Origin of the sequence: Klebsiella sp. ME-303 (assembly GCF_007910085.1) — a bacterium.
GTDB classification, from domain to species: Bacteria; Pseudomonadota; Gammaproteobacteria; order Enterobacterales; family Enterobacteriaceae; genus Klebsiella; species Klebsiella michiganensis.
The window spans coordinates 44,153-66,984 of record NZ_VOJB01000093.1 but is presented as its reverse complement, the minus strand read 5'-3'; the positions used below and the strand labels follow the sequence as shown (position 1 = coordinate 66,984).

The following is a 22,832-nucleotide window of genomic DNA, read 5'->3' as shown; positions in this document are numbered from 1 at the left end:
CACCAGGCACAAATTTACGGCGATGCGTTTGTCGAACACGCTTTTGTCGAGCACCGGGCGGAAATTTTCGATCATGCGCGGCTGGAAGGTAATGAAGAGAACGACGTCTGGGTCTGCGATAACGCGCGCGTTTATGGTCACGCGAGGATTACCGCCGGACGGGAAGAAGACGCCATCCCCACCCTACGCTACAGCTCGCAGGTGGCGGAGCACGCGGTGGTCGAAGGCAACTGCCTGCTGAAGCATCGGGTGATGGTCGGTGGGCATGCGCACCTGCTCGGCGGGCCGATTCTGCTGGACGATAGCGTGTTAATTGAAGGCCATGCGGTCATTTGCGGCGATGTGGTGATTGAACATCAGGTGACGATCGGCGACAGAGCGCGAATTGAAGCCAGCGCGGGAGACGCCATTTCTATCAGAGGGGAGAAAGTGATAAACGGCGACGAACTTTTTACCCGCACGCCCATTGTCGGCTTTCTATAACCTTTGCTCCCGACCGCGTGGTTTATCAGCTTCAGGCCCCTGCGCGCTGTTCCCCGGGGGGCGGCGCTCAACGCGCCTTGCCCGGGCTACATCTCAGCGCGGCCCGTAGCCCGGGCAAGGCGTCAGCCGCGAGCCGGGAATTGCCCGGTGTCACAATCAATAATGCGCCCGTAGATATTCTGGTCATCGTACGAACCGTTCAGATACTCGGCCTGCTTCAGGCACCCTTCGAGGGTGAAACCGTTACGCAGGGCGACCTGATTGCTTCTCTGGTTTGCTACCCGACATTTAATCACGAAGCGGCGAACCGTCCCACTGCGGGCAAAAGCGTCCATCAGCGCCTGCAGCGCCTGAGAAAGCAGCCCCTGCCCCTGGTGGCTTTCATCAATCCAGTAGCCGATGTATGCGGTCTTATTGATCGGCTCAATCTGGTTAAACGACAGCACGCCGACGATCTCTTCTCGCAGAAAGAGCAAAAACATTTTGGCGTAACCGCGCTGGTGCAGCATCACGTTGCCCTGCACGTGGCGGCGGGTTTCGTCTTCGTGACTAACTTCAGCGGGCCAGCTCAGCGATTGCTGGAGCCAGCGCTGGTTCTTGATCACCAGCTGATGCAGCTCAGCGACGTGGCTTTCATCCACAGCGCGCAGAGAAAGCGACTCGGTGACGGGGATAGTTTCTCTCGCAGGCGCGTTTTCGTCAGTCATAATGGACTCTGATTTAATAGTCTGATTAAAAAACAAACGCCCGCTAAGTGACCTTAGCGGGCGGAATAAAGGGCAATTATTTCATTACCCGATCGTCAACATAGTTACGCTTGTCTGGCGCTGGCGGGAAGTACTGATAGAGCCAGGTTTCGCTGATCGCTTCCCCCTGGCAGCGCAGGAACATGCGCATTTCGACCGGGTCGGTCGAATCCGAGGTCGGGTACCAGTCAAACTGGATGCGATAGCCATCAAACGGTTCCACGTAGAGAATTTCTATCTGCTTCGCTTCGCCGCTCGACAGGGTAATCACCGGCTCAATGCCTCTTGGCGCCGCGGCCTTCAGGTCGCCGCCGACAAAATCGATAGCAAAACGACGGGTCCATTTATCCGGGTAGTGCTCACCCGGCGCCCAGCCTTCCGGGAAACCGCCCATTCCGGTACGCGTGGCCAATACCCGCGCCAGCGGCGAACGGACCGGCGGCTGCGCGCTCCAGTAGAGTCGATAGCGGAAGTCCAGCTCATCCCCGGCTTTCACCGGCTTCTCGGGCTGCCAGAAGCAAACGATATTGTCCAGCGTTTCACCGGTCGTCGGGATCTCCATCAGGTTGACGGCCCCTTTACCCCACTGGTTGCGCGGCTCCACCCACAGGCTCGGGCGTTTGTTATACCAGCCCATGATGTCCTGATAGTGGGAGAAGTCGCGATCCAGCTGCAGCAGGCCAAAACCGCGCGGATTTTTATCCTGGAAAGCGTTGAACTGCAGCTTCTGCGGGTTGTTCAGCGGGCGGCACACCCACTCGCCGTTGCCCAGCCACATCGACAGGCGGTCGGAGTCGTGGATCTGCGGATGGATAGTGTCGCACATCCGCCGTTCGTTATTGCCGCAGCTGAACATACTGGTCATCGGCGCGATGCCCAGCTGTTTGATGTCTTTACGCGCGTAGATGTGGTTTTCCACATCCATAATCACCTGCGTCTCCTGACAGTTAACCACGAACTTATAGGCGCCGGTGACGCTTGGGCTGTCGAGCAGCGCATAGACGGTAAATACCGTTGCCCCCGGTTTCACGGTCTCAAACCAGAAAGAGGTGAAGTCCGGGAACTCTTCCGGCGTATCGGTAAAGGTATCGATCGCCAGGCCGCGGGCGGAGAGTCCGTATTGATAAGTGCTGTCTACCGCGCGGAAGTAGCTCGCGCCGAGGAAGGCGACGATATCGCGGCGCGCCAGCTCCGGCGCCTTAAACACGCGGAACCCGGCAAAGCCGAGATCGCTCTGGCCTTCCAGCTGTTTGGTGTCGACGCCGGCGTCATTATATTTAAACAGCTCGGGACGGAAGTGAATTTCCCGCGCCTGCTGGGTTTGTGAATCCAGGGAGAACATCCGTACGCGGCGGCGGAACCCCATCCCGACGTGGAAGAACTGAATATCCAGCTTGCGCTCTTCGATATTACTCCACAGGGAGTGCGCAGCATCATACTGAATGCTGTTGTAGGCCTGCGGGGTCAGGTTTGCCAGGGTTGGCGGCAGATCGCGCGGCGCGCCGCCCCAGGGCTGACGCGCAAGATCGTGGGCCATCGACTGAAGTACGGAATAGTCAAAGCGACGGGTCTGGCCGTCGGCAATTCCCGAGTCCTCGGCGAAGGCCGCTTTCGAGAATAGAGAGGCAACTCCTGACGTTCCGCATACGGCGGCAACAGCCATGGAAGATTTGAGAAAACGTCTGCGGTTCATGCCTGAGAGAGCATCCTTCTTCATATGTGAATTGAGACGCGACGTAACAAACCCATGCGTCGTGAATGTCGCTCACTCTAGACAAAAATGATTGATAATCCAATTGTTGACGGCAGAAATGCGTGAAAAAAATATGTCCACCGGACCAGACCGAATTACCGATATCCGGGGGGCGGCGATGATTTCACCAACCGGCGGCGTTTCATGCTAAATACCGCGGCGGCAAAGCAAAACAGGAAGCGGCCAGACGAACGTTGGCCGCGCAGGCGATTATTTTTGCTGCAGAAGGTTAAAAACGTCCCGCGGCAGACGGAGATCTTCCGGACAGCGTTAATCCAGCGTCACATGGTGCTTCATCACCCGCCGAAACAGCGCCAGACGCGCGCGCATAAAGCGGTTTTCCACTTTAAAACCGGCCCGCTTGTGCAAACCGATGCGCAACAGACGGTCCCGTCCGCGCACGCTGGCGGGCCAGCGCACCGGCCCGGAGAGCTCGTGGCAGCCGTTACCCGCTACACGGGCAAAGCTAGCCCAATAGTCGGCAACCCGGGCGGCAAAGGTCCGGTCGCGATCGTTCGCATACTGTCGCACCGGCTCGGCAAGGTCCAGATTGTCAAAAACGTACGCCACTTCATTACCGTGCCACGCGCCGTGCGGATAGGTTTGGTGTTCCGCCTCGGCAACGTAGTCAAACCAGTAGCGCCAGCACGGTTGCCCTACCCGCTGCTGCGCCTGCATCACCACGTAACCCAGGGTGGTAAAGGCCATATCGCGGCAGACTTCACGCCCTAATGCCTCATCGCCCTTGACGCCGGGATAGAGCAGCTTAATCAAACCGAGACCAAAACGGCGTTCGCGGCGAAGCTTCTGGATCTGCCCGGCGATATCGACGCCAAACACCGCCATGACGCTGGCCTCATCGCTGTTCGAGCCAATCATCACCGGCAGCGGGTGCTGACGCCCGCTAAAAAAAGTCTCCAGCATCGGCTGCGGCAGTACGGCATCGCCAACAATGGGCGCCGGGCCGATGGTAAGCGGTGCGGTCAGCGACCAGAACGCGTCCGCCGGAATCGCCCGCAGCTGTTCGGCGCTGGCCTGCGGTAAAGAGAAGTGCTCCGCGATGAGCTGCCCTTTGGCCAGCGCCTTTTCCCGCGGCAGATCCGGCAAGGTATAGCCGCTCTGAATAATCGCCTTATGGAACAGCCCTCTGGATTTTGGCGAAACCATGAGCGACAGCACGCTGCGCGCCCCGGCGGACTCGCCGAACAGCGTCACGTTGGCCGCATCGCCGCCGAAGGCGTGTATGTTCTCCTGAACCCACTGCAGGGCGGCGATCTGATCGAGCAGCGCGAAATTATAGATGCGCTCCCCCTCTTCTTCCTCCAGCGCCGGATGGGCAAAAAAGCCCAGATGCCCCAGCCGGTAGTTAACCGTCACCACCACCACGTCACGGGACGCTAAGGCTTTACCGTCATAGGGCGGTAAGCTTCCCGCGCCGATGGTATAGCCGCCGCCGTGCAGCCAGACCATCACCGGCAGCGGCTGCGCGCGCGAAGCGGGCGACCAGACGTTAAGGTACAGGCAATCCTCGGAAAAGCGGCCGGGATCGCCGCCGCCGAGCTCACGACAGTACTCAATATCCTGCCAGCTGGAGGCTGAGAAACTCTCCGCCCGGCGCACGCCCTGCCAGCGGGCGGCAGGCTGCGGCGCGCGCCAGCGGAGATCGCCGACGGGCGGCGCGGCATAGGGTATACCGCGCCAGATATGCATGTTCTCTTCAGCGGTGCCGGATAGGGTGCCCTGCCGGGTTTTCACCAGCGGGGTAGACGGATTCTGCATGGCCTGCTTCCTTTAACAACTCATGCCAGCAGAGTACTGATTTTACAGCAGACCGCAACGTCGTTTACTGCGCTCCTCCGCCTGTTGATAAAGGGCAAACTCATCATAGACCGGACAGCCCAGCGCCTCCTCAAAGGCCTGGCGGCTGGCGTTGCCGTGGCTGCGGGTCTGTATCTCGTTGCCCAGGTTAGACTGAAAAATCCCGGCGGCGCTGACCGGCAAAAAGTCTTCATAGATAATCGGTTGTGCGATGACCCAGCCGCGTTCAATCAGCGGCTGCGGATCGTCGCCCGGACGAAACGCCTGACGGTGCGCTTCGCCGGCGGGCGTCAGGCGATAGCGAAAGTACGCCAGCCCCTGCTGACGCAGCAGGAATTCGCTGTCCGGGAATGGGCTAAACACCTCCTGCAGATGACGCTGATGGGTGAGATTATCTTTGCCCACCCCCGCCTCGCCAAGCAGTCGGTCGTACAGGGCGCGGCCCTTCGGCGTTAAGGCGATGCCGCGCTGCTCGATTTCGCCAAAGCGAGCCGTATGCGTGCCTCTATGCTCTCCGGCAAACATCACCGGCTCCTCAAGGGCCTTAAAGCTGGTCTGGCGCAGTAAAATGGGCACATCGCGGCGCGGCGGCCCTTCTATCAACGCTTTTGGCGCGATACCGCACTCGGGCATTAACGCCTGTACCCGGTCAATATCCAGGGTGCGCGGCGTCAGATGATTAATGTGGCAGCCGGGGAAACAGACCACATCGGCAATCAGCCGGTGCTCTTCATGCAGCGCGTGATAGGTTTCCTCATCGACGGTGGCGTGTCGATGCCAGCGAAAGGTTTCCAGCGCCTGTTGCACAAACTCGCGGGCCTCTGCGGCGGTAAACTCCCCTTTCTGTTCATGTAACGCGATCAGTTCACGACAGCGCGGCGTGAAGATATCGCGTCGGGAAAGGATATCCGCCGCCCGCTGACGCAAAGCTTCATTGGCGATAAGTTCAAGTCGCAGAAGCGAGGTAAAAACGCGAAACGGATTGCGCGCCAGCGCGGCGTCATCAATGGGGCGAAACGCGGTGGAGTGAACCGGTACGCCGGCCTGCGACAGATCGTAATAGCTGACGGGATACATTCCCATAATGGCAAACATGCGACGCAAGGTCGCCAGTTCCTCCGCCGTACCGACGCGGATCGCGCCGTGGCGTTCAACGTTCAGCCGCGCCAGTTCATCGGCGTTGGCCAGTTGTTCGTGCAGCGTCGGGTTATTCTCCAGTATGGCCAGGTTAACGTCGGCCACCAGCTCCAGTAGCGTCCCGTACTGCGGAACTTCCTGCTGGTACATCGCCGACATCGCCTGCGAAAAGCTTTCCCGAATCTCATCAGCCGTGATGGTGTTCGCCATGATGTCTTACCTCCAGTGAATTCTCCCTGGAGTGTAGGAAAGCTCTCTGCAGACGGCGGGAAGAATTTACAAACTGTGATGCCGGTAGCTGGCCGGTTTATTTTCAACCGCTCACTTCATAACCGCCGGTTATGTTAAACACCCTTTAATTTCACTTTAAATTAACAAAACATTTACACACACTGCGAGTGGCGACATTACAACAACATGCCTCTCTACCGATAATATGGAGTACCCTCATGAACGACAAATGGTCACCGCGCGAGGTCCTGCACCGCGACTACAGCAGCCATCCTCCCGCTTACGCCCCGGGCTATAAAACCAGCGTGCTGCGCTCGCCGCGCAATGCGCTCATTTCCCTGCAGAATTCCCTTTCTGAAATCACCGGACCGGTGTTCAGCAGCGACGATCTCGGCGCGCTCGATAACGACCTGATCCTCAACTACGCCAAAGACGGCCTGCCGATTGGCGAAAGGATAATCGTCCACGGCTACGTTCGCGATGGATTTGGCCGACCAATGAAAAATACGCTGGTCGAAGTCTGGCAGGCCAACGCGGGCGGACGCTACCGGCATAAGAAAGATCAATACCTGGCGCCTATCGACCCGAACTTTGGCGGCTGCGGACGGGTGCTGACAGACGAAAACGGCTACTATTGTTTCCGCACCATCAAGCCCGGCCCCTATCCGTGGCGCAACCAGGTAAGCGACTGGCGTCCGGCGCATATTCACTTTTCGCTCTCCGGCGACGCCTGGGCACAGCGTCTGATCACGCAGATGTATTTCGAAGGCGATCCGCTGATTAAACAGTGTCCTATTGTCAAAACCATCAATAACGATGATGCCATCAGGACATTAATCGCCGAGCTGGATACCCATGCAGCCGTACCGCTGGACTCTCTGGCTTACCGTTTTGATCTCGTATTGCGCGGCCATCGCGCAACGCTGTTTGAAAACCGCACGCAGGGGGCCGCCCGATGAAAGATTATTTACCTGAAACCGCGTCACAAACCGCCGGCCCTTATGTGCATATCGGCCTCGCGCCGGACGCCGCCGGTTTCCATATCTTTGAGAAAAATTTTGGCCCGACGCTGACAACGGCAGACACCGAGGGCGAACGCATTACTATCGAAGGCAGAGTCATCGACGGCTCCGGCACGCCGGTGCGCGATGTGCTGCTGGAAATCTGGCAGGCCAACGCCGCCGGGCGCTATAACCATCCCGACGACCGACAGCAGGGCAAGAAGCTGGATGCGGCGTTTCGCGGCTGGGGACGCAGCTGCTCGGACTTCACCAGCGGCGTCTGGCGCTTCGAAACCATTAAACCCGGGGCCGTGGTAGGTCGCGATGGGCGCACCATGGCGCCGCACGTTAATCTGTGGGTGGTCGCCCGCGGGATTAATATTGGCCTCAACACGCGGATGTACTTTTCCGACGAGCAGGATGCCAACCAGGTCGACCCGGTGCTGAATCTGATTGAGTGGGAAGTGCGTCGCCAGACCCTCATCGCGCAGCGCGAGGTCCGCGGCGCGGAGATCGTATATCGCTTCGATATTCACCTGCAGGGCGAAAACGAAACCGTCTTCTTCGATATCTGAGTTTTTTCTTCCTTTTTCCGCCCCTGCCGGTCAGGGGCGACGCTATATGGCAAACTCAATAAAATCAACTTGTAAAATAATAATATAAAATGTTAATAATATTTTGCTATGAAGTTAACAATTTTAATCGCCCTTACTTGTCACTGGGACGCCTCTGTTTTTAACATTGATTATGCAAAAAAATGGTCTTTTCAGTCAGCGCATTCGCTTGCGCCATCTACATACTTTCGTGGCCGTCGCTCAACAGGGAACTCTTGGGCGTGCGGCTGAAACCTTAAATCTGAGTCAACCGGCTTTATCTAAAACGCTAAACGAACTGGAGCAGCTGACCGGTACCCGGCTGTTTGAGCGTGGACGCCTCGGCGCGCAGCTCACGCTGGTCGGCGAACAGTTTCTCACCCACGCGGTTAAAGTGCTCGACGCGCTCAATACCGCGGGACAGGCGCTAAACCGTAAAGAAGGCCTCAACAGCGATATCGTGCGCATCGGGGCGCTCCCCACCGCCGCGCTGGGGATCCTGCCCTCGGTGATCGGCCAGTTCCATCAGCAGCAAAAAGATATCACCCTGCAGGTGGCGACCATGAATAACACCATGCTGCTGGCCGGACTCAAATCGGGAGAAATCGATATCGGTATCGGACGGATGTCCGATCCGGAGTTGATGAGCGGGTTGAACTATGAACTGCTGTTTCTCGAATCCCTGAAGCTGGTGGTTCGTCCGGGGCATCCGCTGCTGCAGGAAACGGTTACGCTGAGTCGGGTCATGGAGTGGCCGGTGGTGGTTTCGCCCAAAGGTACGCTGCCGCGACAGAACGCCGAAACCCTGCTGCAAAGCCAGGGCTGCAAAATTCCGTCTGGCTGCATCGAGACGCTGTCGGCTTCCCTGTCGCGCCAGCTCACCGTCGATTACGACTACGTCTGGTTTGTCCCCTCCGGTGCGGTCAAAGACGACCTGCGCCGTGGGCTGCTGGCCGCGCTGCCGGTGCCCACCCAGGGCGCGGGCGAACCGATAGGTATTCTCACCCGAGTGGACGCCACGCTCACCGCGGGAACACAAACCCTGCTGAGCGCCATTCGTAAATCGATGCCCGTCTGATCGCCCTCTCCCCGACAGTTACCCGCGTCGGGGAGATCTGACCGCCTGATTTCCTTTTCGCACCTACCATATTCACCACAATAATCAATTAGTGCGAAATCATTCATTAACAATTGCGTAAATTTCTTTAACAGATCTATCATAGCCACGATTTCACCAAATGGTTCACTCGAAATCAATAATAGTAAAAAACCTGCTTTTATGAAGGTCAACATCGCTTCATTCAAAAGCCTTCACTTGAGAAATTGATTCATCTGGTTCACGCCTGTTCAGGGGTGGTTAAGGAGAAAAAATGGCAACTGGCAACGCGCCGCGAGGATTCCCCCGGGTCCTGCAGTGGCTTCTCGCCGGGCTGATGCTGATCATCGGCCTGGCTATCGGTATTCTTGGTGCAAAGCTCGCCTCCGTTGGCGGGACCTTCTATTTTGCGATTATGGGCCTGGTGATGGTTATCGCCGCGGTGCTCATTTTCCGCAGCCGTCGCGGCGGTATCATACTGTACGCGATAGCGTTTATCGCCTCGATCGTCTGGGCCATTAGCGATGCCGGCTGGACCTACTGGCCGCTGTTCTCGCGCCTGTTCGCGCTCGGCGTACTGGCCTTCCTTGCCGCGCTGGTCTGGCCGTTTCTGTCCCGGGAGCCGGCGAAAAAAGGGCCGGCGTTTGGCCTGGCAGCGGTGCTGGCGGTGGTACTGTTGGTCAGTTTCGGCTGGATGTTTAAATCCCAGCCGCTGGTCAGCGCCAGCGAGGCGGTGCCGGTTAAACCGGTCGCCGCGGGCGAGCAGCAGAAAAACTGGGCGCACTGGGGCAACACCACCCACGGCGACCGTTTCGCCGCCCTCGACCAGATTAACAAACAGAACGTTGACCAGCTGCAGGTTGCCTGGGTCGCCCACACCGGGGATATCCCGCAGAGCAACGGCTCCGGCGCGGAAGACCAGAATACGCCGCTGCAAATTGGCGATACGCTTTACGTCTGTACGCCCTACAGCAAGGTGCTGGCGCTGGATGTCGATAGCGGTAAAGAGAAATGGCGCTATGATTCAAAAGCCACCGCGCCGAACTGGCAGCGCTGCCGCGGCTTAGGCTATTACGAAGAGAGCCAGGCCCAGGCTTCCCCTGCCGCCGACGCGCAGCCGGCCGCCTGCTCCCGCCGCCTGTTCCTGCCAACCACCGACGCCCGTCTGATCGCTATTGATGCCGATAACGGTAAACTGTGCGACGCCTTCGGCGACCACGGTATTGTGGACCTGAGCGTTGGCATGGGGGAAATCAAAGCGGGTTACTACCAGCAGACCTCCACGCCGCTGGTGGCGGGTAACGTGGTCGTGGTTGGCGGTCGCGTGGCGGATAACTTCTCCACCGGCGAGCCCCCGGGCGTCGTTCGCGCCTATGATGTTCATACCGGCAAACTGGCGTGGGCATGGGATCCGGGCAACCCGAACCTGACCGGCGAACCGCCGGCCGGACAGACCTACACCCGCGGTACGCCGAACGTCTGGTCGGCCATGTCCTATGACGCGAAGCTGAATCTGATTTATCTGCCGACCGGTAACGCAACGCCGGACTTCTTTGGCGGCGAACGTACCGCGCTGGACGATAAATACAGTTCCTCCATCGTGGCCGTTGACGCCACGACCGGCCAGGTACGCTGGCATTATCAGACCACCCATCACGATCTCTGGGATTTCGACCTGCCTTCCCAGCCGCTGCTGTACGATCTGCCTGACGGTAAAGGCGGCACCACGCCGGTGCTGGTGCAAACCAGCAAGCAGGGCATGATCTTTATGCTGAACCGCGCCACCGGTGAACCGGTCGCCAAGGTTGAGGAACGTCCAGTCCCGGCGGGCAACGTCAAGGGCGAGCGCTACTCGCCGACCCAGCCCTACTCCGTCGGCATGCCAATGATCGGCAACGAGACGCTGACCGAGTCGGATATGTGGGGCGCGACGCCTGTCGACCTGCTGCTGTGCCGCATCCAGTTTAAAGAGATGCGTCACCAGGGCGTCTTCACCCCGCCGGGCGAGGATCGTTCGCTGCAGTATCCCGGCTCGCTGGGCGGGATGAACTGGGGCAGCGTGTCGGTTGACCCGAACAACAGCCTGATGTTCGTCAATGATATGCGCCTTGGCCTCGCCAACTATATGGTGCCGCGCGCCAAAGTGGCGAAGGACGCCAGCGGTATCGAAATGGGGATTGTGCCGATGGAGGGCACGCCGTTCGGCGCCATGCGCGAACGTTTCCTGTCGCCGCTGGGCATTCCGTGCCAGAAACCACCGTTCGGCACTATGTCAGCGGTTGATTTGAAAACCGGCAAACTGGTGTGGCAGGTTCCGGTGGGCACCGTTGAGGACACCGGCCCGCTGGGGATCCGCATGCATATGCCAATCCCTATCGGTATGCCGACGCTGGGCGCCTCGTTATCAACCCAGTCCGGCCTGCTGTTCTTCGCGGGCACCCAGGACTTCTACCTGCGCGCGTTTGATACCGCCAACGGGAAAGAGATCTGGAAATCGCGTCTGCCGGTCGGCAGTCAGTCCGGCCCGATGACCTACGTATCGCCGAAAACCGGCAAGCAGTACATCATCATCAACGCGGGCGGCGCTCGCCAGTCGCCGGACCGCGGCGATTATATTATCGCCTACGCGCTTCCGCAGCAGAAGTAACCGCCAGGGCCCCAAACGGGGCCCTTTTTGCGGCCCGGGAACCGCCCGGTGGCGGCTGGCGCGAAGGCAAAATCATCTTCAGCCCCCCTAAGCAAGCCATTTTCATTCAGCTATGTTACTATTGCGAATGGTTATCAATAATAACAACTGAACAAGGATAATGGATGAAAAGTTCACCCTGCCGCCTGCTCGCAGGCACCTTTATGTTAGCCGCCGCCTCGGCTCAGGCGTTAAAAGCCCCGGAAGTGGACCTGCGCGATCCGACGATTTGGGAAGAGAAAGCGGCGTCTCCGCTCACCGCCAACCCACAGCCCTGCGAGGTGTTCAGCGGGCCGCACTGCGCGGTGTGGGAAGATGAGAAATCGGATATTCAGCGTGAACGGGAGCGGCGAGAACAGCGGCGATGGCAGAATGGTTATGAAAACCTGCGGCGGGAGTAATCCCTCTTAAATGATAACCCGGGCATGCCCGGGTTATTTTTCACCAGGAAAATCAATTCTCGCCGAAATGAATGACGGTACGAATGGATTTACCTTCATGCATCAGATCAAACGCTTCGTTGATTTGATCCAGCGGCATACGGTGGGTAATAAACGGATCGAGGCGAATTTTCCCCGCCATCGCCTCTTCAACCATTCCCGGCAGCTGGGTACGCCCTTTCACGCCGCCGAACGCGGAGCCGCGCCAGACGCGCCCGGTGACCAGCTGGAATGGGCGGGTTTTAATCTCCTGGCCCGCGCCGGCAACGCCGATGATGACGCTTTCGCCCCAGCCTTTGTGGCAGCACTCCAGCGCCGCGCGCATCACGTTGACGTTACCGATACACTCGAAGCTAAAGTCGACGCCGCCGTCGGTGAGTTCAACAATCACATCCTGAACCGGCTTATCGTAATCATTCGGGTTGATAAAGTCGGTCGCGCCCATCTCTTTCGCGAGAGTGAATTTTTCCGGGTTGGTATCCACCGCCAGAATGCGCCCGGCTTTCGCCTGTACCGCGCCCTGGATCACCGCCAGGCCGATCCCGCCGAGGCCGAAGACGGCGACGGTATCGCCCTCTTTTACTTTCGCCGTATTGTGCACCGCGCCGATACCGGTAGTGACGCCGCAGCCCAGCAGGCAGACTTTATCCAGCGGCGCCTGCGGGTTCACTTTTGCCAGCGAAATTTCGGCCACTACGGTGTATTCGCTGAAGGTGCTGGTCCCCATATAGTGATAAATCGGTTCACCGTTGTAGGAGAAACGGGTGGTGCCGTCCGGCATCAGGCCTTTACCCTGAGTGGCGCGCACCGCCTGGCAGAGGTTAGTTTTGCCGGATTTACAGAACTTACACTCGCGGCATTCGGCGGTATACAGAGGAATAACGTGGTCGCCCGGCTGCAGGCTGGTCACGCCTTCCCCCACTTCGACGACAATCCCGCCGCCTTCATGGCCCAGTACCGCCGGGAAAACGCCTTCCGGATCGTCGCCTGAGAGGGTAAAGGCATCGGTGTGGCATACGCCGGTATGGGTGATTTTGACCAGCACTTCGCCTTTTTTCGGCGGCGCGACGTCAATCTCAACGATTGAAAGCGGCTGGCCTGGGCCAAACGCGACGGCTGCACGTGATTTCATATCTCTCTTCCTCGTGGTGATTTTATTTTAAATAGGACCGTAGCAGATGCCCGACTTCCGCCATTCTGGCGGCGCGCTGGTCTGGCGTCGTTTCGCCGCTGACCAGTTCATCCTGCAGATGAATTTCAACCATCTCTCCCATCAGGCCGTTGGCGGCGCCGCGAATTGAGGCGATTTGTTGCAGAATGGTCATACAGGGTTCGCCGGATTCCAGCGCCCGCTCGAGCGCTTCAACCTGGCCACGGATGCGCCTTACCCGACTGAGGGCACGCTTTTTATCTTCAGGTGAATGTGGCATGGTGACGCCCTCCATATCATATAGGGGGGTATACTATATTTATTGTTGCCATGAGGCAAATGGCTTCGCCGCTTTAACCGTAGCATAGCGGCGAGAATTTGCGCTTAGTCGAGGCTAAGGATCATCGATTCACAGCGTAAGTCGGCGTTCGCCATTTTCGAATGCCAGCGCTTTTCGCCGATTGAAGTGAATCCCAGGCGCAGATAAAAACCGGCCGCGTTTGGCGTTGCATCGAGGGTAATGTGCCTGAACTTGCGTTGTTTCGCCTCTCCGATGATGGCCGCCATAATCATGCTGGCGCAGCCTTTACCCTCCCACGTCGGCAAAGTAAATATGGCTTCAACGCTACCCGCTTTGATATCCAGATAGCCGCTGGCAACTGGCTTGCCCAGCCCATCATCAACAACAAAAAACGGATTATCGCGCACCGCATGGCGGTAACCTTCAGGCATGTTGTCGGGTGTCCAGGCCTGCAGGACTTCCGCAGCATAACTTTCCCGGCAACCGTGGCGAATCGCCTGATTACGAACCTCCCAAAGGGCCGGAGCCTCTTCTGCGATGGCATGTCTGACTTTCATACCCTTCCCCTTCTTTTTTATTGTTGATAACATTTTTATCACAATTAAAGTAAAGAGAGACAAAAAAACCCGCCGAAGCGGGTTTATCGAGGTTTAGCGCCTGCGCGGCATCATCCTCAGCAGCGTGTTATCTTTCCACAAGTAGTGGTGCAACAGCGCCGCCAGCGCGTGCAGGCCAATGATAAAGTAGCCGGTATTGGCCAGCAGCTCGTGCCACGCTTTCAGGGTATCCACCAGCTCAAAGTTGCTTTCCACCGCGTGCGGCATGGTCAGGCCAAACGCGAACCACGGGTTACCGCGGTAGTACATCATGACCATGCCGATGGCCGGCAGCGCGATAAACAGCAGATAGATAACCAGATGCCCCAGATGCGCGAAGCCGGTCATCATCGGCGACGGCTTAGGCACAATTGGCGGCGCCGGGGATTTGAGACGCACCAACAGGCGCACCACCATCAGAACAAAAATAGAAATCCCGCAGGAGACGTGAATCATATTGATGACGGGTCGCGCGCTGCGGGGAAAAAAGCCCCGCAGCTCCATCGCCGCGTAAGCGCCTATCACTAAAAGAAACACCAGCCAGTGGATGCCAATTTGCAGGCCAGAATATTTATCGCGCATGAGAAACCCTTAATAAAACGGTGATATCGCCGACATAAACACCTTTTATTAAAAATTCATTAACTTTTACGTACTTATAAAAAACAATTGTCGGTTTCACGCATTTAATGCAAAAGCGGCGAGTTATCCCCGGCGCAGGAATACGGGGAACGTATACCTCGGCCTTGACGCTGTATATAATCACAGTACAATACTCCCTGCTATTATCATCAACGGGATAAAAAATGTTCGTAGAGCTGATTTATGACAAAAGAAATTTCGAGGGATTGGCCGGCGCTAAAGAGATCATTCTTAATGAACTGACGAAGCGAGTGCATCGCATTTTTCCCGATGCCGACGTCCGCGTTAAGCCGATGATGACCCTGGCTTCCATCAATACTGACGCCAGCAAGCACGAGAAGGAGCAGATCAGCCGCGCCGTGCAGGAGATGTTCGAAGAAGCCGATATGTGGATGCAGGAAGATTAACGGACGAGTGTTGAGGAAACGATGAACACTTTCAGCATAATAGCCATCCCCCTCTTTGCCGCAGCGGTGGTGATGTTGACGTTGGGGGCGACCCGGAAAAACCGTGCCTGCGCTATCGTCGGCGGCGTTTTGATGGCCGCGACCGTGGTTAACGCGGTGACCGGCATGGCGCTACAGGGCGGGTAACAGAATGAGTTTTGTCTGGTACATGGCGCTGATATGCATTGTGATAGCGTATCTTATGATGACCTTCCTCCCCGTTTAATCCCGGGTTTTCGCCTACCCGGGCTTCTTCTACCGGCGGGATCATACCCCCTTGCGCACCAGCGTTGCCGCCTGCATAAAAATCTCGTCCTCGACGCCATCCCCCTTCTGTCTGCCCAGCCTCACCAGTTCTTCAACAATGCTTTCCCGGTTGATTGGCTTCTGGCCAGAGACCAGGCCAATAACCGCCGCGCCAATGGCAAGACCAATCAGCCCCGTTTGCTCTTCTTTGTTCTTCATCGTTCCGCTCCGTTATGCCCGAAAAAAGTTTAGCAGCCGCATCAGCGACTGCAACCCGGGCCTCCACGGGGGTTGATACCCGCGGAATCGTCTTCAAAAGCAGTACGGATTCCGGGTCAGGCAAAGCCTGTCTCCGGCTCGTTAGCCCGTTGAGGGACGCTAAAAAGTGTGAAGTTGATCAAAAACAACAAAATGACGGGCCGAGAGGCGTATTGGTATTACGTCCGCGCCGGGGCAGCCCGGCGCGAGAAGCGATTGTTACCACCCGATGATTAAAAGGAGAAATCAGCATGATCACTTACGATCGTAACCGCAATCCTATTACAAACGGCAGCCAGGTGATGATTAACGGGACGGGTAAAACCGGTAAAATTATCGCTATCCACGCGACGGGCTTAACGCCAGCCCAGCTGCGCCGTAATAAGACAGTCGAAGTGGAAGGGACGGAAGGTAAGTTCGAGCCCGTTGAACTGATCCGCCTTGGTCTCCACTAAGGAAGCGCAAGCCGCCGCGGCATCAGCCAGACGCCGAATATCGGCTGGCGACGCCGGGCGGTTCCCTACCGGCGCTCGGCGCCATGGCTGGTCTTCGCCTGATACATGCGCCGGTCCGCCACCGCAACGATCTCATTGAGGCTATGATGCGTTGCAGGGTCGTATTCAACGCAGCCCCAGGAAAAGGCCAGCTGCCACGGATTGCCCGCCTGTTGATTATACTCAGCAACGTTATTGCTTAGCTGCGCCATCGCGATGCCCGCCGCCTGCTGGGCAGTATTAGCAAGCAGGATAATAAACTCATCTCCGCCCTGCCTGGCAATGATATCCGACTCCCGGAAGGTGGCTTTCATCAAATCAGCCATCGCCGTCAGGGCTTTATCCCCCTGTTCATGACCCCAGGTATCGTTAATCAGCTTAAAGCGATCGAGATCGATAAATACGAGGCTCGCCGGTTCATTGCGCCGCCTGGCCGTCAGCAGCGCGTACTCCGCTAACGACATAAAACCCCGGCGGTTGAACAGCCCCGTCAGCTCATCGGCGGTCGCCGCGTCGAGCACCTTGAATTCATCTTCAACGATGGCGGCCAGGTCGCTTAATATTTGTATCTCATGCACGGAAAAGGCGCGCGGCTTGTGGTCCATCAGGCAGAACGCGCCGACCGTCGCGCCGTCAGGCAGCTGTACCGGGTATCCGGCATAAAAGCGGATAAAAGGCGCTTCCGTGACCAGCGGGTTATCGTGAAAGCGCAGATCCTGCTGCAGGTCATTAACGATTAAAGGGTCGGTCTGCAGGATAGTATGCGCGCAGAACGTGATATCCCTCGGCAGGGTATCGACTTCAAGTCCGGCGCAGGATTTAACATGCAGGGTATTTTCTCCCACGAGGCTAACCGACGCCACCGGCAGATCGTAGAGCGTACGCGCAAGCCGGGTCAGGCGATCGAAACGCTCTTCTTTTCCGCTATTAAGTAATCCGGATGCCCGCAGCGATTGCAGGCGACGCAGTTCATCGGGATGGAGTCCGGCTAATTTCAATTTTTCTCTCTTACGTTATCAGGATAGATGACGCTGCGCTTACCACTGAAGCGCACATCAGGCTGTTAACAGACGATTCACATTTGTTGTCTCATGAGTTAAGCATATATCGCTGACTCGTCAAACGAGACATCAGGTTCGTTCCGTCGCGGCCCACTCCCTCAGCCTCTCTTTCAGCCACTGGCTCGCGCCGCGCTGCCCGCTCCGCTTGTGGGAATAGATTTTCACTTCAAACGGCGGAACCTCAAACGGTAATTCAAAGACCTTCAGCGTCGCCGCGTCAGTCATTTTTGCCGCGGCAGAGCGCGGTATCGCCATAAGCAGTTCACTTTGCGCAATAATAGCTGGCGCGCTCAGCATAGAGGGGGTTTTGATGGTGATATGCCGCGAGAAGCCCATTTTCGCAAGCTGCACGTCGAGAACGCCCTGGCTTTCATTCCACGGGGTGACTACCAGATGCCGTGCTGCCAGGTAGTCCGCCAGCGTGAGCCGGGATCGCCTGGCGCTGCTTATCGCAACATAATCATCTTTCAGCCAGCAAATCTCATCCAGCTCCGGATGCTCTGCTTCATCCAGCGCGCTAAATCCCAGCGCTAAATCCACCTCGCCGGCCAGCAGTTCCGTCAGCGCCGGGCTGTGCGGCAGATAGCGCAGTTCGAAACGCAGGCCTGGCGCCTGCTGCTGTAGCCTGGGCATCAGCGTCGGGAAAACGCACTGCGCGGTGAAGTCCGTGATCGCTATCTGTAGGCAGTCGGTACTGGCCGAGGCCACAAACTTCGGCTGCGGAGTAAGCTCCTGATCTAAAAACTTGAGCGCCGAAGCGATGGAAGGCGCGAGCTGGGTGGCGTATACGCTGGGGCACATACGATGACCTTCGCGATAGAAAAGCGGGTCATTGAGCGCGGCGCGCAGTCTGGATAGCGCGTGGCTTAACGCCGATGTGCTCATCGCCAGCTCTTCCGCCGCCAGGCGGACCGAACGATAGCGGTAGACCGCCTCAAATACCGGCAGCAGATTCAAATCAAGACGGCGAAGCGCAGGATGCATAATATTCATCATTGGGTGATTTCATTGCACTTAATTCTTCTAACCTTAACGTTTATGCTTGGCGGTATCAAACTCACGATGGCACAACAGGTACTCCAATGAATATGACCATTCGTCAGGCCCGCCCGGCGGACGTAAAAGCAATTTATGACATGATTTACGAGCTTGCGGTTTATGAAAAAGCGCCGGAGCAGGTGGTCACCACGGTAGATGAAATCCAGGCATCGCTTTTCGCCAGCGACAGCAAAACGGAAGCGCTAATCTGCGAGATTGACAATAAGGTTGCCGGGTACGCGGTGTTCTTCACCAGCTATTCCACCTGGCTCGGTCGCAACGGCATCTATATGGAAGATCTGTACGTCACTCCCGAATTTCGCGGCCGCGGCGCTGGAAAAGCGCTATTGCGAACCATCGCTCAGCTGGCGGTAAAAAGAGAGTGCGGTCGCCTGGAGTGGAGCGTGCTCGACTGGAACCAGCCGGCCATTGATTTTTATCTGAGCATTGGCGCCGTTGCGCAAAGTGAGTGGGTTCGCTATCGCCTTGACGGCGCCGCGCTTGCCGCTTTTGCTGAACGGGGCGGGAACGCCGAATAATCGGCCACCCGGCGGGCCCTTCCCGGGCCCACCTTTTCAACCCCTTGCCAATATACCCGCGGCGTATAAAGCTGAAACAAAAAATTATTAACCCTTAACGCCCCGCCCACAACCCGCCGAATTTATTCACTTTTCCGTACGCGTTTTTATCAGCATTTAACGGCGCCGGAAAAATCGTTGGTTGCCCTATCCCGCCAGCTGAACTAAGCCTGGAGAAGTTTTCACCTGACAGTTCAACTGACCTGGAGATTCTTCATGAGTAAACTCGGGATTAATGGATTTGGGCGTATTGGACGTTTAGTACTGCGCCGATTACTGGAGGTTAATAGTCCTTTAGAGGTCGTCGCCATCAACGACCTCACCTCCCCTAAGGTACTGGCCTACCTGCTTAAGCATGATTCTAACTACGGACCTTTCCCGTGGAGCGTCGATTTTACTGAAGATGCGCTTATCGTTGACGGCAAAAAAATTACCGTTTATGCCGAAAAAGAGGCTCAGCATATTCCGTGGAAAGCGGTCGGTGCCGAGCTGATCGTCGAGTGTACGGGTTTTTATACCTCCGCGGAAAAAGCGCAAGCTCATCTGACCGCCGGCGCTAAAAAAGTGCTTATCTCCGCGCCCGCTGGCGATATGAAAACCATTGTCTATAACGTTAACGACGACACGCTGGAGGCAAACGATACGATTATTTCCGTGGCCTCCTGCACCACCAACTGCCTGGCGCCGATGGCGAAAGTGCTGAATGACGCCTTTGGTATTAAGGTGGGGACCATGACCACGATTCACGCCTATACCGGTACGCAATCGCTGGTTGACGGCCCCCGCGGCAAAGATCTACGCGCTTCCCGCGCGGCGGCGGAAAATATCATTCCGCATACAACCGGGGCGGCGAAAGCCATCGGGCTGGTTATTCCAGCGCTTAGCGGCAAGCTGAAGGGCCACGCCCAGCGCGTACCGACGAAAACCGGGTCGGTGACTGAGCTGGTGTCGGTGCTGGAGAAAAAGGTCTCCGCTGAAGAAGTCAATCAGGCGATGAAAAACGCGGCGACGAACAACGAATCATTCGGTTACACCGAAGAGGAGATCGTCTCGTCGGACGTGATTGGCAGCCATTTCGGTTCCATTTATGACGCCACGCAGCTGGAGATTGCCGAGGTTGGCGATCTCCAGCTGGTGAAAACCGTCTCCTGGTACGATAACGAGTATGGCTTCGTTACCCAGCTTATCCGCGTGCTGGATAAGTTCGCCAAATAAATCCCGGGGGCGGCGCAACGCGCCTTGCCCGGGCTACAGGTACGTGCGGCATGCGTTTGGGTAGCCCGGGTAAGGCGTCAGCCGCGACCCGGGAGGCGGTCTGCGGGCTGGGTTAGCCCGGACAGATGCGCAGCATCGCCTCCGGGAAGCCCACCGGTTCTCTGCTGACTCAGGCCTGCAGATAGACCACCTGGGTTTGCAGATACTCATTCAGACCATGACGCCCGTCGGCGCCGCCGATGCCCGATTTACGCCATCCGGCATGGAAACCCTGCATCGCTTCGAAATTCTCGCGGTTAATATAGGTTTCACCAAACTTCAACCCTTTGATCGCCTTCATCGCGACGTTCAAATCGCGGGTATAGATTGACGACGTCAGCCCGTAATCGCAGTCGTTGGCCATCGCCAGCGCTTCTTCAAGGGTATCAAACGCCACCACCGGCAGCACCGGGCCGAACGTCTCTTCATGCACGATATCCATCTCCTGGCGCACGTCCAGCAGCAGCGTCGGCGGATAGAAATAGCCCTTACCCGTCACCGCTTTCCCACCCAGGACAACGCGCGCGCCCTGGGCCACCGCTTTCGCCACCTTCTGCTCCACGCGCTCCAGCGCGGCGGCGTTAATCAACGGTCCCATTGCGATATCGTCGCGAGACGCCGGATCGCCAAACTGCACCGCCTTCAGCGCTTCACCCAGACGGTTAACGAAGCGATCGTAAATGCCCTTTTGCACATAGACGCGCTCAACGCAGTTACACACCTGCCCGCTATTAATGACGCGAGAATCCACCACTGCCTTAACCGCCAGCTCAAGATCCGCATCGTCCATCACGATAGCGGGCGCTTTACCGCCCAGCTCCAGACACACTTTGGTGATGTTTTTCGCCGCCGCGGCCATAATCTTCTCGCCCGCGGCGACGCTGCCGGTCATGCTGACCATCGCCACTTTCGGATTGCTCGCCAGCTCCTGGCCCACGGTTTCGCCGCGCCCCAGCACCAGGTTAAAGACCCCTTTCGGCAGGCCGATATCATGGACGATTTGCGCAAAAGCGATGGCGTTATTCGGCGTAAATTCACTCGGTTTAATCACGATGGTATTACCGGTAATGAGCGCCGGCGCCAGCTTGCGGGCAATCAGGAAGAACGGAAAATTCCACGGCAGAATGCCGGTGGTCACGCCCAGCGCGCGCTTGAATACCAGAATATTTTCCCCCGGCCGGTCGCTCTGTACAATTTCACCTTCATAACGGCGCGCCCATTCGGCCATATAATCCAGATAATCGGCGGTAAAGGAGACCTCCACCGCGGCCAGCTGCTGTATTTTTCCGCCCTCGGCGACGATCAGCGCGGCGATCTCCTCGGCCCGCTCGCGGATACCGGCAGCGATTTTGCGCAGCCACCCCGCTCGCTCAATCGCCGGCAGGGCTTCCCAGCCCGGCTGCGCGCGCTCAGCGGCCAGAATCGCGCGCCGGGCATCTTCCGCGCTGCCGTCGGGAATACGCGAAAGCAGCGCTTCCGTCGCCGGATTGATCACATCAATCCATGCATCACCGCGGCCGGGTTCAAACTGGCCGTCAATATACATAGGGTGTTGAACGGGTGCTGTCATGGTCTGCTCCTCAGGATTATTGTTTTTAACAGGTGAACTAGATGTTAAAAATTATCGTCCATCAGGCAAAGGGACAGCATGAGCGCTTGTTTTTGTGAGATATTTCATAAAAACAGAGCAACCCGGGGCGTAAAGAATCACAATTCAATAACAGATGATGCCCGTTTGCGATATCGCTAACGCAAACGGGCAAGATGAGAGTTACCGGCTAATAGGTCCTGCGTTCGAAGGGGAAACGCGGGCTGGCTATCATGGCATGCCGCGCCATCTTCTAAGCCAGCTGACGCGCGCTTAGCGCATCGGAGAGCAGGCGGTCGTCGCGCAGCGTCTGCCACGCCTGAGCGATGTACGGCGGAATATCCACATGAGCGATAAATCCCTTACCCTGGGGGCCGTAGCCCTGCGGGTTATCCGCCAGCCGCGGCAGTTCACCGAGGATCAGCGCCAGATAGCGCCCCACCGGCCACAGACCCGCCTCTTTCCCGCTGAACGTGACGCCGTCACGCCCGTTACACAACACCGGTGAACAGCCCGGCGCGCTGTACCACGTCGGCGCACGCGGGTCGTCTTGCCAGACGCGGGCAAATGTCGCCATCGTTCGCCGCTGCATGGTCGGATCCTGAACCACCACCCCCGTACGGTGCGCAATGCCGTTGTGCTCCAGCATCTGCCGGGTAAAACGCGCGTTCTCGCCGCAGTTGGTGGAGCGGTCTTCCACCACGATTCGTTGGCGCGGAATCGCCCAGAACTGATGGGCAATGTCGGCCAGAATATGCGCCTCGGCGCGATCGTCTACCGGAATGGTGCGATAGCGCGGGTCATTCAGCACCGACTGGTATAAAAACGAGGTGGAGTGGCCGATACCGCCGCTGATCAGCAGAGGAACGGCGTGATGCGCCGCCAGCCGGCAGGCGAAATCAATGGTCGGGATCACCGCATTGCCTGCCAGCACCACCAGCTCTATTTGCGGATCCTGCGGTAAATCATCCTGCGCCAGCCAGGCCCCCAGCTGGTTCGCCGCGGCCAGTACCGCCTCCGGCAGCGATGGAAAATGCTCTGACATGTTCTCTCCTTTTAGCGTTCTTAGCCTGACATTACCGGCCACCATCTTAGACGGTACAGCATACTTTAGGGTAATAAAGTGCGAACAGAACACCCACGCCTGTTAAGCAACAAAGTCAACACATATACATAGCGTTTTATTCACTTTTTGA

The 22,832-nt window shown here is 57.5% G+C and carries 23 protein-coding genes and 1 pseudogene; 11 read left to right on the top strand and 13 right to left on the bottom strand.

Annotation, left to right across the window (positions count from 1 at the left end; translation table 11 throughout):
- A pseudogene (locus tag FQK12_RS27725) lies at positions 1-483 on the top strand (hypothetical protein); the annotation flags it as partial.
- A gap of 122 nt (positions 484-605) precedes the next feature.
- Here FQK12_RS27725 and rimL read toward each other — a convergent pair.
- The 4 genes from rimL to FQK12_RS21605 form a co-directional block, all read right to left on the bottom strand.
- Positions 606-1,190, bottom strand: a complete 585-nt coding sequence (rimL, locus tag FQK12_RS21620) for a 50S ribosomal protein L7/L12-serine acetyltransferase (RefSeq protein ID WP_032693451.1) — start codon at positions 1,188-1,190, stop codon at positions 606-608.
- 76 nt (positions 1,191-1,266) lie between these two features.
- Complete coding sequence (locus FQK12_RS21615) at positions 1,267-2,922, bottom strand: glucan biosynthesis protein D (RefSeq protein WP_004850560.1); 1,656 nt, start codon at positions 2,920-2,922, stop codon at positions 1,267-1,269.
- A 330-nt stretch (positions 2,923-3,252) separates the two neighbouring features.
- Positions 3,253-4,761, bottom strand: coding sequence for a carboxylesterase/lipase family protein (locus FQK12_RS21610; RefSeq protein WP_014229212.1), 1,509 nt, complete (start codon positions 4,759-4,761; stop codon positions 3,253-3,255).
- Between the two features lie 42 nt (positions 4,762-4,803).
- Positions 4,804-6,147, bottom strand: a complete 1,344-nt coding sequence (locus tag FQK12_RS21605; RefSeq protein ID WP_004850554.1) for a VOC family protein — start codon at positions 6,145-6,147, stop codon at positions 4,804-4,806.
- Between the two features lie 239 nt (positions 6,148-6,386).
- Between FQK12_RS21605 and pcaH the strand changes: the two genes are divergently transcribed.
- The 5 genes from pcaH to FQK12_RS21580 all read left to right on the top strand — a co-directional run bounded on the left by pcaH (position 6,387) and on the right by FQK12_RS21580 (position 11,945).
- Entirely contained in the window at positions 6,387-7,127 is a 741-nt protein-coding gene (pcaH, locus tag FQK12_RS21600) for a protocatechuate 3,4-dioxygenase subunit beta (RefSeq protein ID WP_004850552.1), read from the top strand.
- The gene (pcaG, locus tag FQK12_RS21595) at positions 7,124-7,744 is read left to right on the top strand and encodes a protocatechuate 3,4-dioxygenase subunit alpha (RefSeq protein ID WP_004850549.1); all 621 of its coding nucleotides are present in this window, start codon (positions 7,124-7,126) and stop codon (positions 7,742-7,744) included. The genes pcaH and pcaG overlap by 4 nt, the downstream gene beginning before the upstream one ends.
- A gap of 172 nt (positions 7,745-7,916) precedes the next feature.
- Positions 7,917-8,840: a LysR substrate-binding domain-containing protein gene (locus FQK12_RS21590; RefSeq protein ID WP_004850547.1), complete on the top strand. Its 924-nt coding sequence runs from the start codon at positions 7,917-7,919 to the stop codon at positions 8,838-8,840.
- 292 nt (positions 8,841-9,132) lie between these two features.
- Positions 9,133-11,505, top strand: a complete 2,373-nt coding sequence (locus FQK12_RS21585; RefSeq protein ID WP_014229211.1) for a membrane-bound PQQ-dependent dehydrogenase, glucose/quinate/shikimate family — start codon at positions 9,133-9,135, stop codon at positions 11,503-11,505.
- 164 nt (positions 11,506-11,669) lie between these two features.
- Positions 11,670-11,945 (top strand): hypothetical protein, encoded by a 276-nt coding sequence (locus tag FQK12_RS21580; protein ID WP_014229210.1) that lies wholly within the window; start codon positions 11,670-11,672, stop codon positions 11,943-11,945.
- Positions 11,946-11,997: 52 nt separating this feature from the next.
- Here the strand turns inward: FQK12_RS21580 and FQK12_RS21575 are convergent, their stop codons facing one another.
- The 4 genes from FQK12_RS21575 to cybB form a co-directional block, all read right to left on the bottom strand.
- Complete coding sequence (locus FQK12_RS21575; protein WP_014229209.1) at positions 11,998-13,116, bottom strand: S-(hydroxymethyl)glutathione dehydrogenase/class III alcohol dehydrogenase; 1,119 nt, start codon at positions 13,114-13,116, stop codon at positions 11,998-12,000.
- A 22-nt stretch (positions 13,117-13,138) separates the two neighbouring features.
- Entirely contained in the window at positions 13,139-13,414 is a 276-nt protein-coding gene (locus tag FQK12_RS21570) for a metal/formaldehyde-sensitive transcriptional repressor (protein WP_004101746.1), read from the bottom strand.
- 104 nt (positions 13,415-13,518) lie between these two features.
- A complete protein-coding gene (locus FQK12_RS21565) occupies positions 13,519-13,992 on the bottom strand; it encodes a GNAT family N-acetyltransferase (protein ID WP_014229208.1) in 474 nt (157 codons plus the stop codon).
- 93 nt (positions 13,993-14,085) lie between these two features.
- The gene (gene cybB, locus FQK12_RS21560; RefSeq protein WP_014229207.1) at positions 14,086-14,613 is read right to left on the bottom strand and encodes a cytochrome b561; all 528 of its coding nucleotides are present in this window, start codon (positions 14,611-14,613) and stop codon (positions 14,086-14,088) included.
- Positions 14,614-14,837: 224 nt separating this feature from the next.
- On the opposite strand from cybB, the gene FQK12_RS21555 reads away from it, so the two are divergent.
- Both FQK12_RS21555 and FQK12_RS27335 read left to right on the top strand, forming a co-directional pair.
- Complete coding sequence (locus tag FQK12_RS21555) at positions 14,838-15,080, top strand: DinI family protein (protein ID WP_004101739.1); 243 nt, start codon at positions 14,838-14,840, stop codon at positions 15,078-15,080.
- A gap of 21 nt (positions 15,081-15,101) precedes the next feature.
- A complete protein-coding gene (locus FQK12_RS27335) occupies positions 15,102-15,266 on the top strand; it encodes a hypothetical protein (protein ID WP_004850538.1) in 165 nt (54 codons plus the stop codon).
- 120 nt (positions 15,267-15,386) lie between these two features.
- On the opposite strand, the gene FQK12_RS21550 is transcribed toward FQK12_RS27335, so the two are convergent.
- Positions 15,387-15,584 (bottom strand): hypothetical protein, encoded by a 198-nt coding sequence (locus FQK12_RS21550; protein ID WP_014229206.1) that lies wholly within the window; start codon positions 15,582-15,584, stop codon positions 15,387-15,389.
- Positions 15,585-15,874: 290 nt separating this feature from the next.
- Here FQK12_RS21550 and ydfZ point away from each other — a divergent pair, with 290 nt between their 5' ends.
- Positions 15,875-16,078, top strand: coding sequence for a putative selenium delivery protein YdfZ (ydfZ, locus tag FQK12_RS21545; RefSeq protein WP_004850536.1), 204 nt, complete (start codon positions 15,875-15,877; stop codon positions 16,076-16,078).
- Between the two features lie 65 nt (positions 16,079-16,143).
- Here the strand turns inward: ydfZ and FQK12_RS21540 are convergent, their stop codons facing one another.
- Together FQK12_RS21540 and FQK12_RS21535 are read right to left on the bottom strand one after the other, a co-directional pair.
- Positions 16,144-17,115, bottom strand: coding sequence for a sensor domain-containing diguanylate cyclase (locus tag FQK12_RS21540; protein ID WP_014229205.1), 972 nt, complete (start codon positions 17,113-17,115; stop codon positions 16,144-16,146).
- A gap of 132 nt (positions 17,116-17,247) precedes the next feature.
- On the bottom strand, positions 17,248-18,171 hold the full coding sequence (locus tag FQK12_RS21535) for a LysR family transcriptional regulator (protein WP_162097194.1): 924 nt from the start codon (positions 18,169-18,171) through the stop codon (positions 17,248-17,250).
- 89 nt (positions 18,172-18,260) lie between these two features.
- Here FQK12_RS21535 and FQK12_RS21530 point away from each other — a divergent pair, with 89 nt between their 5' ends.
- Both FQK12_RS21530 and gap read left to right on the top strand, forming a co-directional pair.
- Positions 18,261-18,755 carry a GNAT family N-acetyltransferase gene (locus FQK12_RS21530; protein WP_014229203.1) on the top strand — a complete coding sequence of 165 codons (495 nt, stop codon included), beginning with the start codon at positions 18,261-18,263 and terminating at the stop codon, positions 18,753-18,755.
- A 255-nt stretch (positions 18,756-19,010) separates the two neighbouring features.
- Entirely contained in the window at positions 19,011-20,009 is a 999-nt protein-coding gene (gene gap, locus FQK12_RS21525; RefSeq protein WP_004850532.1) for a type I glyceraldehyde-3-phosphate dehydrogenase, read from the top strand.
- A 169-nt stretch (positions 20,010-20,178) separates the two neighbouring features.
- Here the strand turns inward: gap and aldA are convergent, their stop codons facing one another.
- Together aldA and FQK12_RS21515 are read right to left on the bottom strand one after the other, a co-directional pair.
- A complete protein-coding gene (gene aldA / locus FQK12_RS21520; RefSeq protein ID WP_014229202.1) occupies positions 20,179-21,618 on the bottom strand; it encodes an aldehyde dehydrogenase in 1,440 nt (479 codons plus the stop codon).
- Between the two features lie 271 nt (positions 21,619-21,889).
- Positions 21,890-22,681: a YdcF family protein gene (locus tag FQK12_RS21515; RefSeq protein ID WP_014229201.1), complete on the bottom strand. Its 792-nt coding sequence runs from the start codon at positions 22,679-22,681 to the stop codon at positions 21,890-21,892.
- Between the last annotated feature and the right edge of the window lie 151 nt (positions 22,682-22,832).

Excerpts from the sequence above, each read along its gene's own strand:
- rimL (WP_032693451.1), bottom strand. The coding sequence starts at position 1,190 with ATGACTGACGAAAACGCGCCTGCGAGAGAAACTATCCCCGTCACCGAG.
- FQK12_RS21615 (WP_004850560.1), bottom strand. The coding sequence starts at position 2,922 with ATGAACCGCAGACGTTTTCTCAAATCTTCCATGGCTGTTGCCGCCGTA.
- FQK12_RS21610 (WP_014229212.1), bottom strand. The coding sequence starts at position 4,761 with ATGCAGAATCCGTCTACCCCGCTGGTGAAAACCCGGCAGGGCACCCTA.
- FQK12_RS21605 (WP_004850554.1), bottom strand. The coding sequence starts at position 6,147 with ATGGCGAACACCATCACGGCTGATGAGATTCGGGAAAGCTTTTCGCAG.
- pcaH (WP_004850552.1), top strand. The coding sequence starts at position 6,387 with ATGAACGACAAATGGTCACCGCGCGAGGTCCTGCACCGCGACTACAGC.
- pcaG (WP_004850549.1), top strand. The coding sequence starts at position 7,124 with ATGAAAGATTATTTACCTGAAACCGCGTCACAAACCGCCGGCCCTTAT.
- FQK12_RS21590 (WP_004850547.1), top strand. The coding sequence starts at position 7,917 with ATGCAAAAAAATGGTCTTTTCAGTCAGCGCATTCGCTTGCGCCATCTA.
- FQK12_RS21585 (WP_014229211.1), top strand. The coding sequence starts at position 9,133 with ATGGCAACTGGCAACGCGCCGCGAGGATTCCCCCGGGTCCTGCAGTGG.
- FQK12_RS21580 (WP_014229210.1), top strand. The coding sequence starts at position 11,670 with ATGAAAAGTTCACCCTGCCGCCTGCTCGCAGGCACCTTTATGTTAGCC.
- FQK12_RS21575 (WP_014229209.1), bottom strand. The coding sequence starts at position 13,116 with ATGAAATCACGTGCAGCCGTCGCGTTTGGCCCAGGCCAGCCGCTTTCA.
- FQK12_RS21570 (WP_004101746.1), bottom strand. The coding sequence starts at position 13,414 with ATGCCACATTCACCTGAAGATAAAAAGCGTGCCCTCAGTCGGGTAAGG.
- FQK12_RS21565 (WP_014229208.1), bottom strand. The coding sequence starts at position 13,992 with ATGAAAGTCAGACATGCCATCGCAGAAGAGGCTCCGGCCCTTTGGGAG.
- cybB (WP_014229207.1), bottom strand. The coding sequence starts at position 14,613 with ATGCGCGATAAATATTCTGGCCTGCAAATTGGCATCCACTGGCTGGTG.
- FQK12_RS21555 (WP_004101739.1), top strand. The coding sequence starts at position 14,838 with ATGTTCGTAGAGCTGATTTATGACAAAAGAAATTTCGAGGGATTGGCC.
- FQK12_RS27335 (WP_004850538.1), top strand. The coding sequence starts at position 15,102 with ATGAACACTTTCAGCATAATAGCCATCCCCCTCTTTGCCGCAGCGGTG.
- FQK12_RS21550 (WP_014229206.1), bottom strand. The coding sequence starts at position 15,584 with ATGAAGAACAAAGAAGAGCAAACGGGGCTGATTGGTCTTGCCATTGGC.
- ydfZ (WP_004850536.1), top strand. The coding sequence starts at position 15,875 with ATGATCACTTACGATCGTAACCGCAATCCTATTACAAACGGCAGCCAG.
- FQK12_RS21535 (WP_162097194.1), bottom strand. The coding sequence starts at position 18,171 with ATGAATATTATGCATCCTGCGCTTCGCCGTCTTGATTTGAATCTGCTG.
- FQK12_RS21530 (WP_014229203.1), top strand. The coding sequence starts at position 18,261 with ATGAATATGACCATTCGTCAGGCCCGCCCGGCGGACGTAAAAGCAATT.
- gap (WP_004850532.1), top strand. The coding sequence starts at position 19,011 with ATGAGTAAACTCGGGATTAATGGATTTGGGCGTATTGGACGTTTAGTA.
- aldA (WP_014229202.1), bottom strand. The coding sequence starts at position 21,618 with ATGACAGCACCCGTTCAACACCCTATGTATATTGACGGCCAGTTTGAA.
- FQK12_RS21515 (WP_014229201.1), bottom strand. The coding sequence starts at position 22,681 with ATGTCAGAGCATTTTCCATCGCTGCCGGAGGCGGTACTGGCCGCGGCG.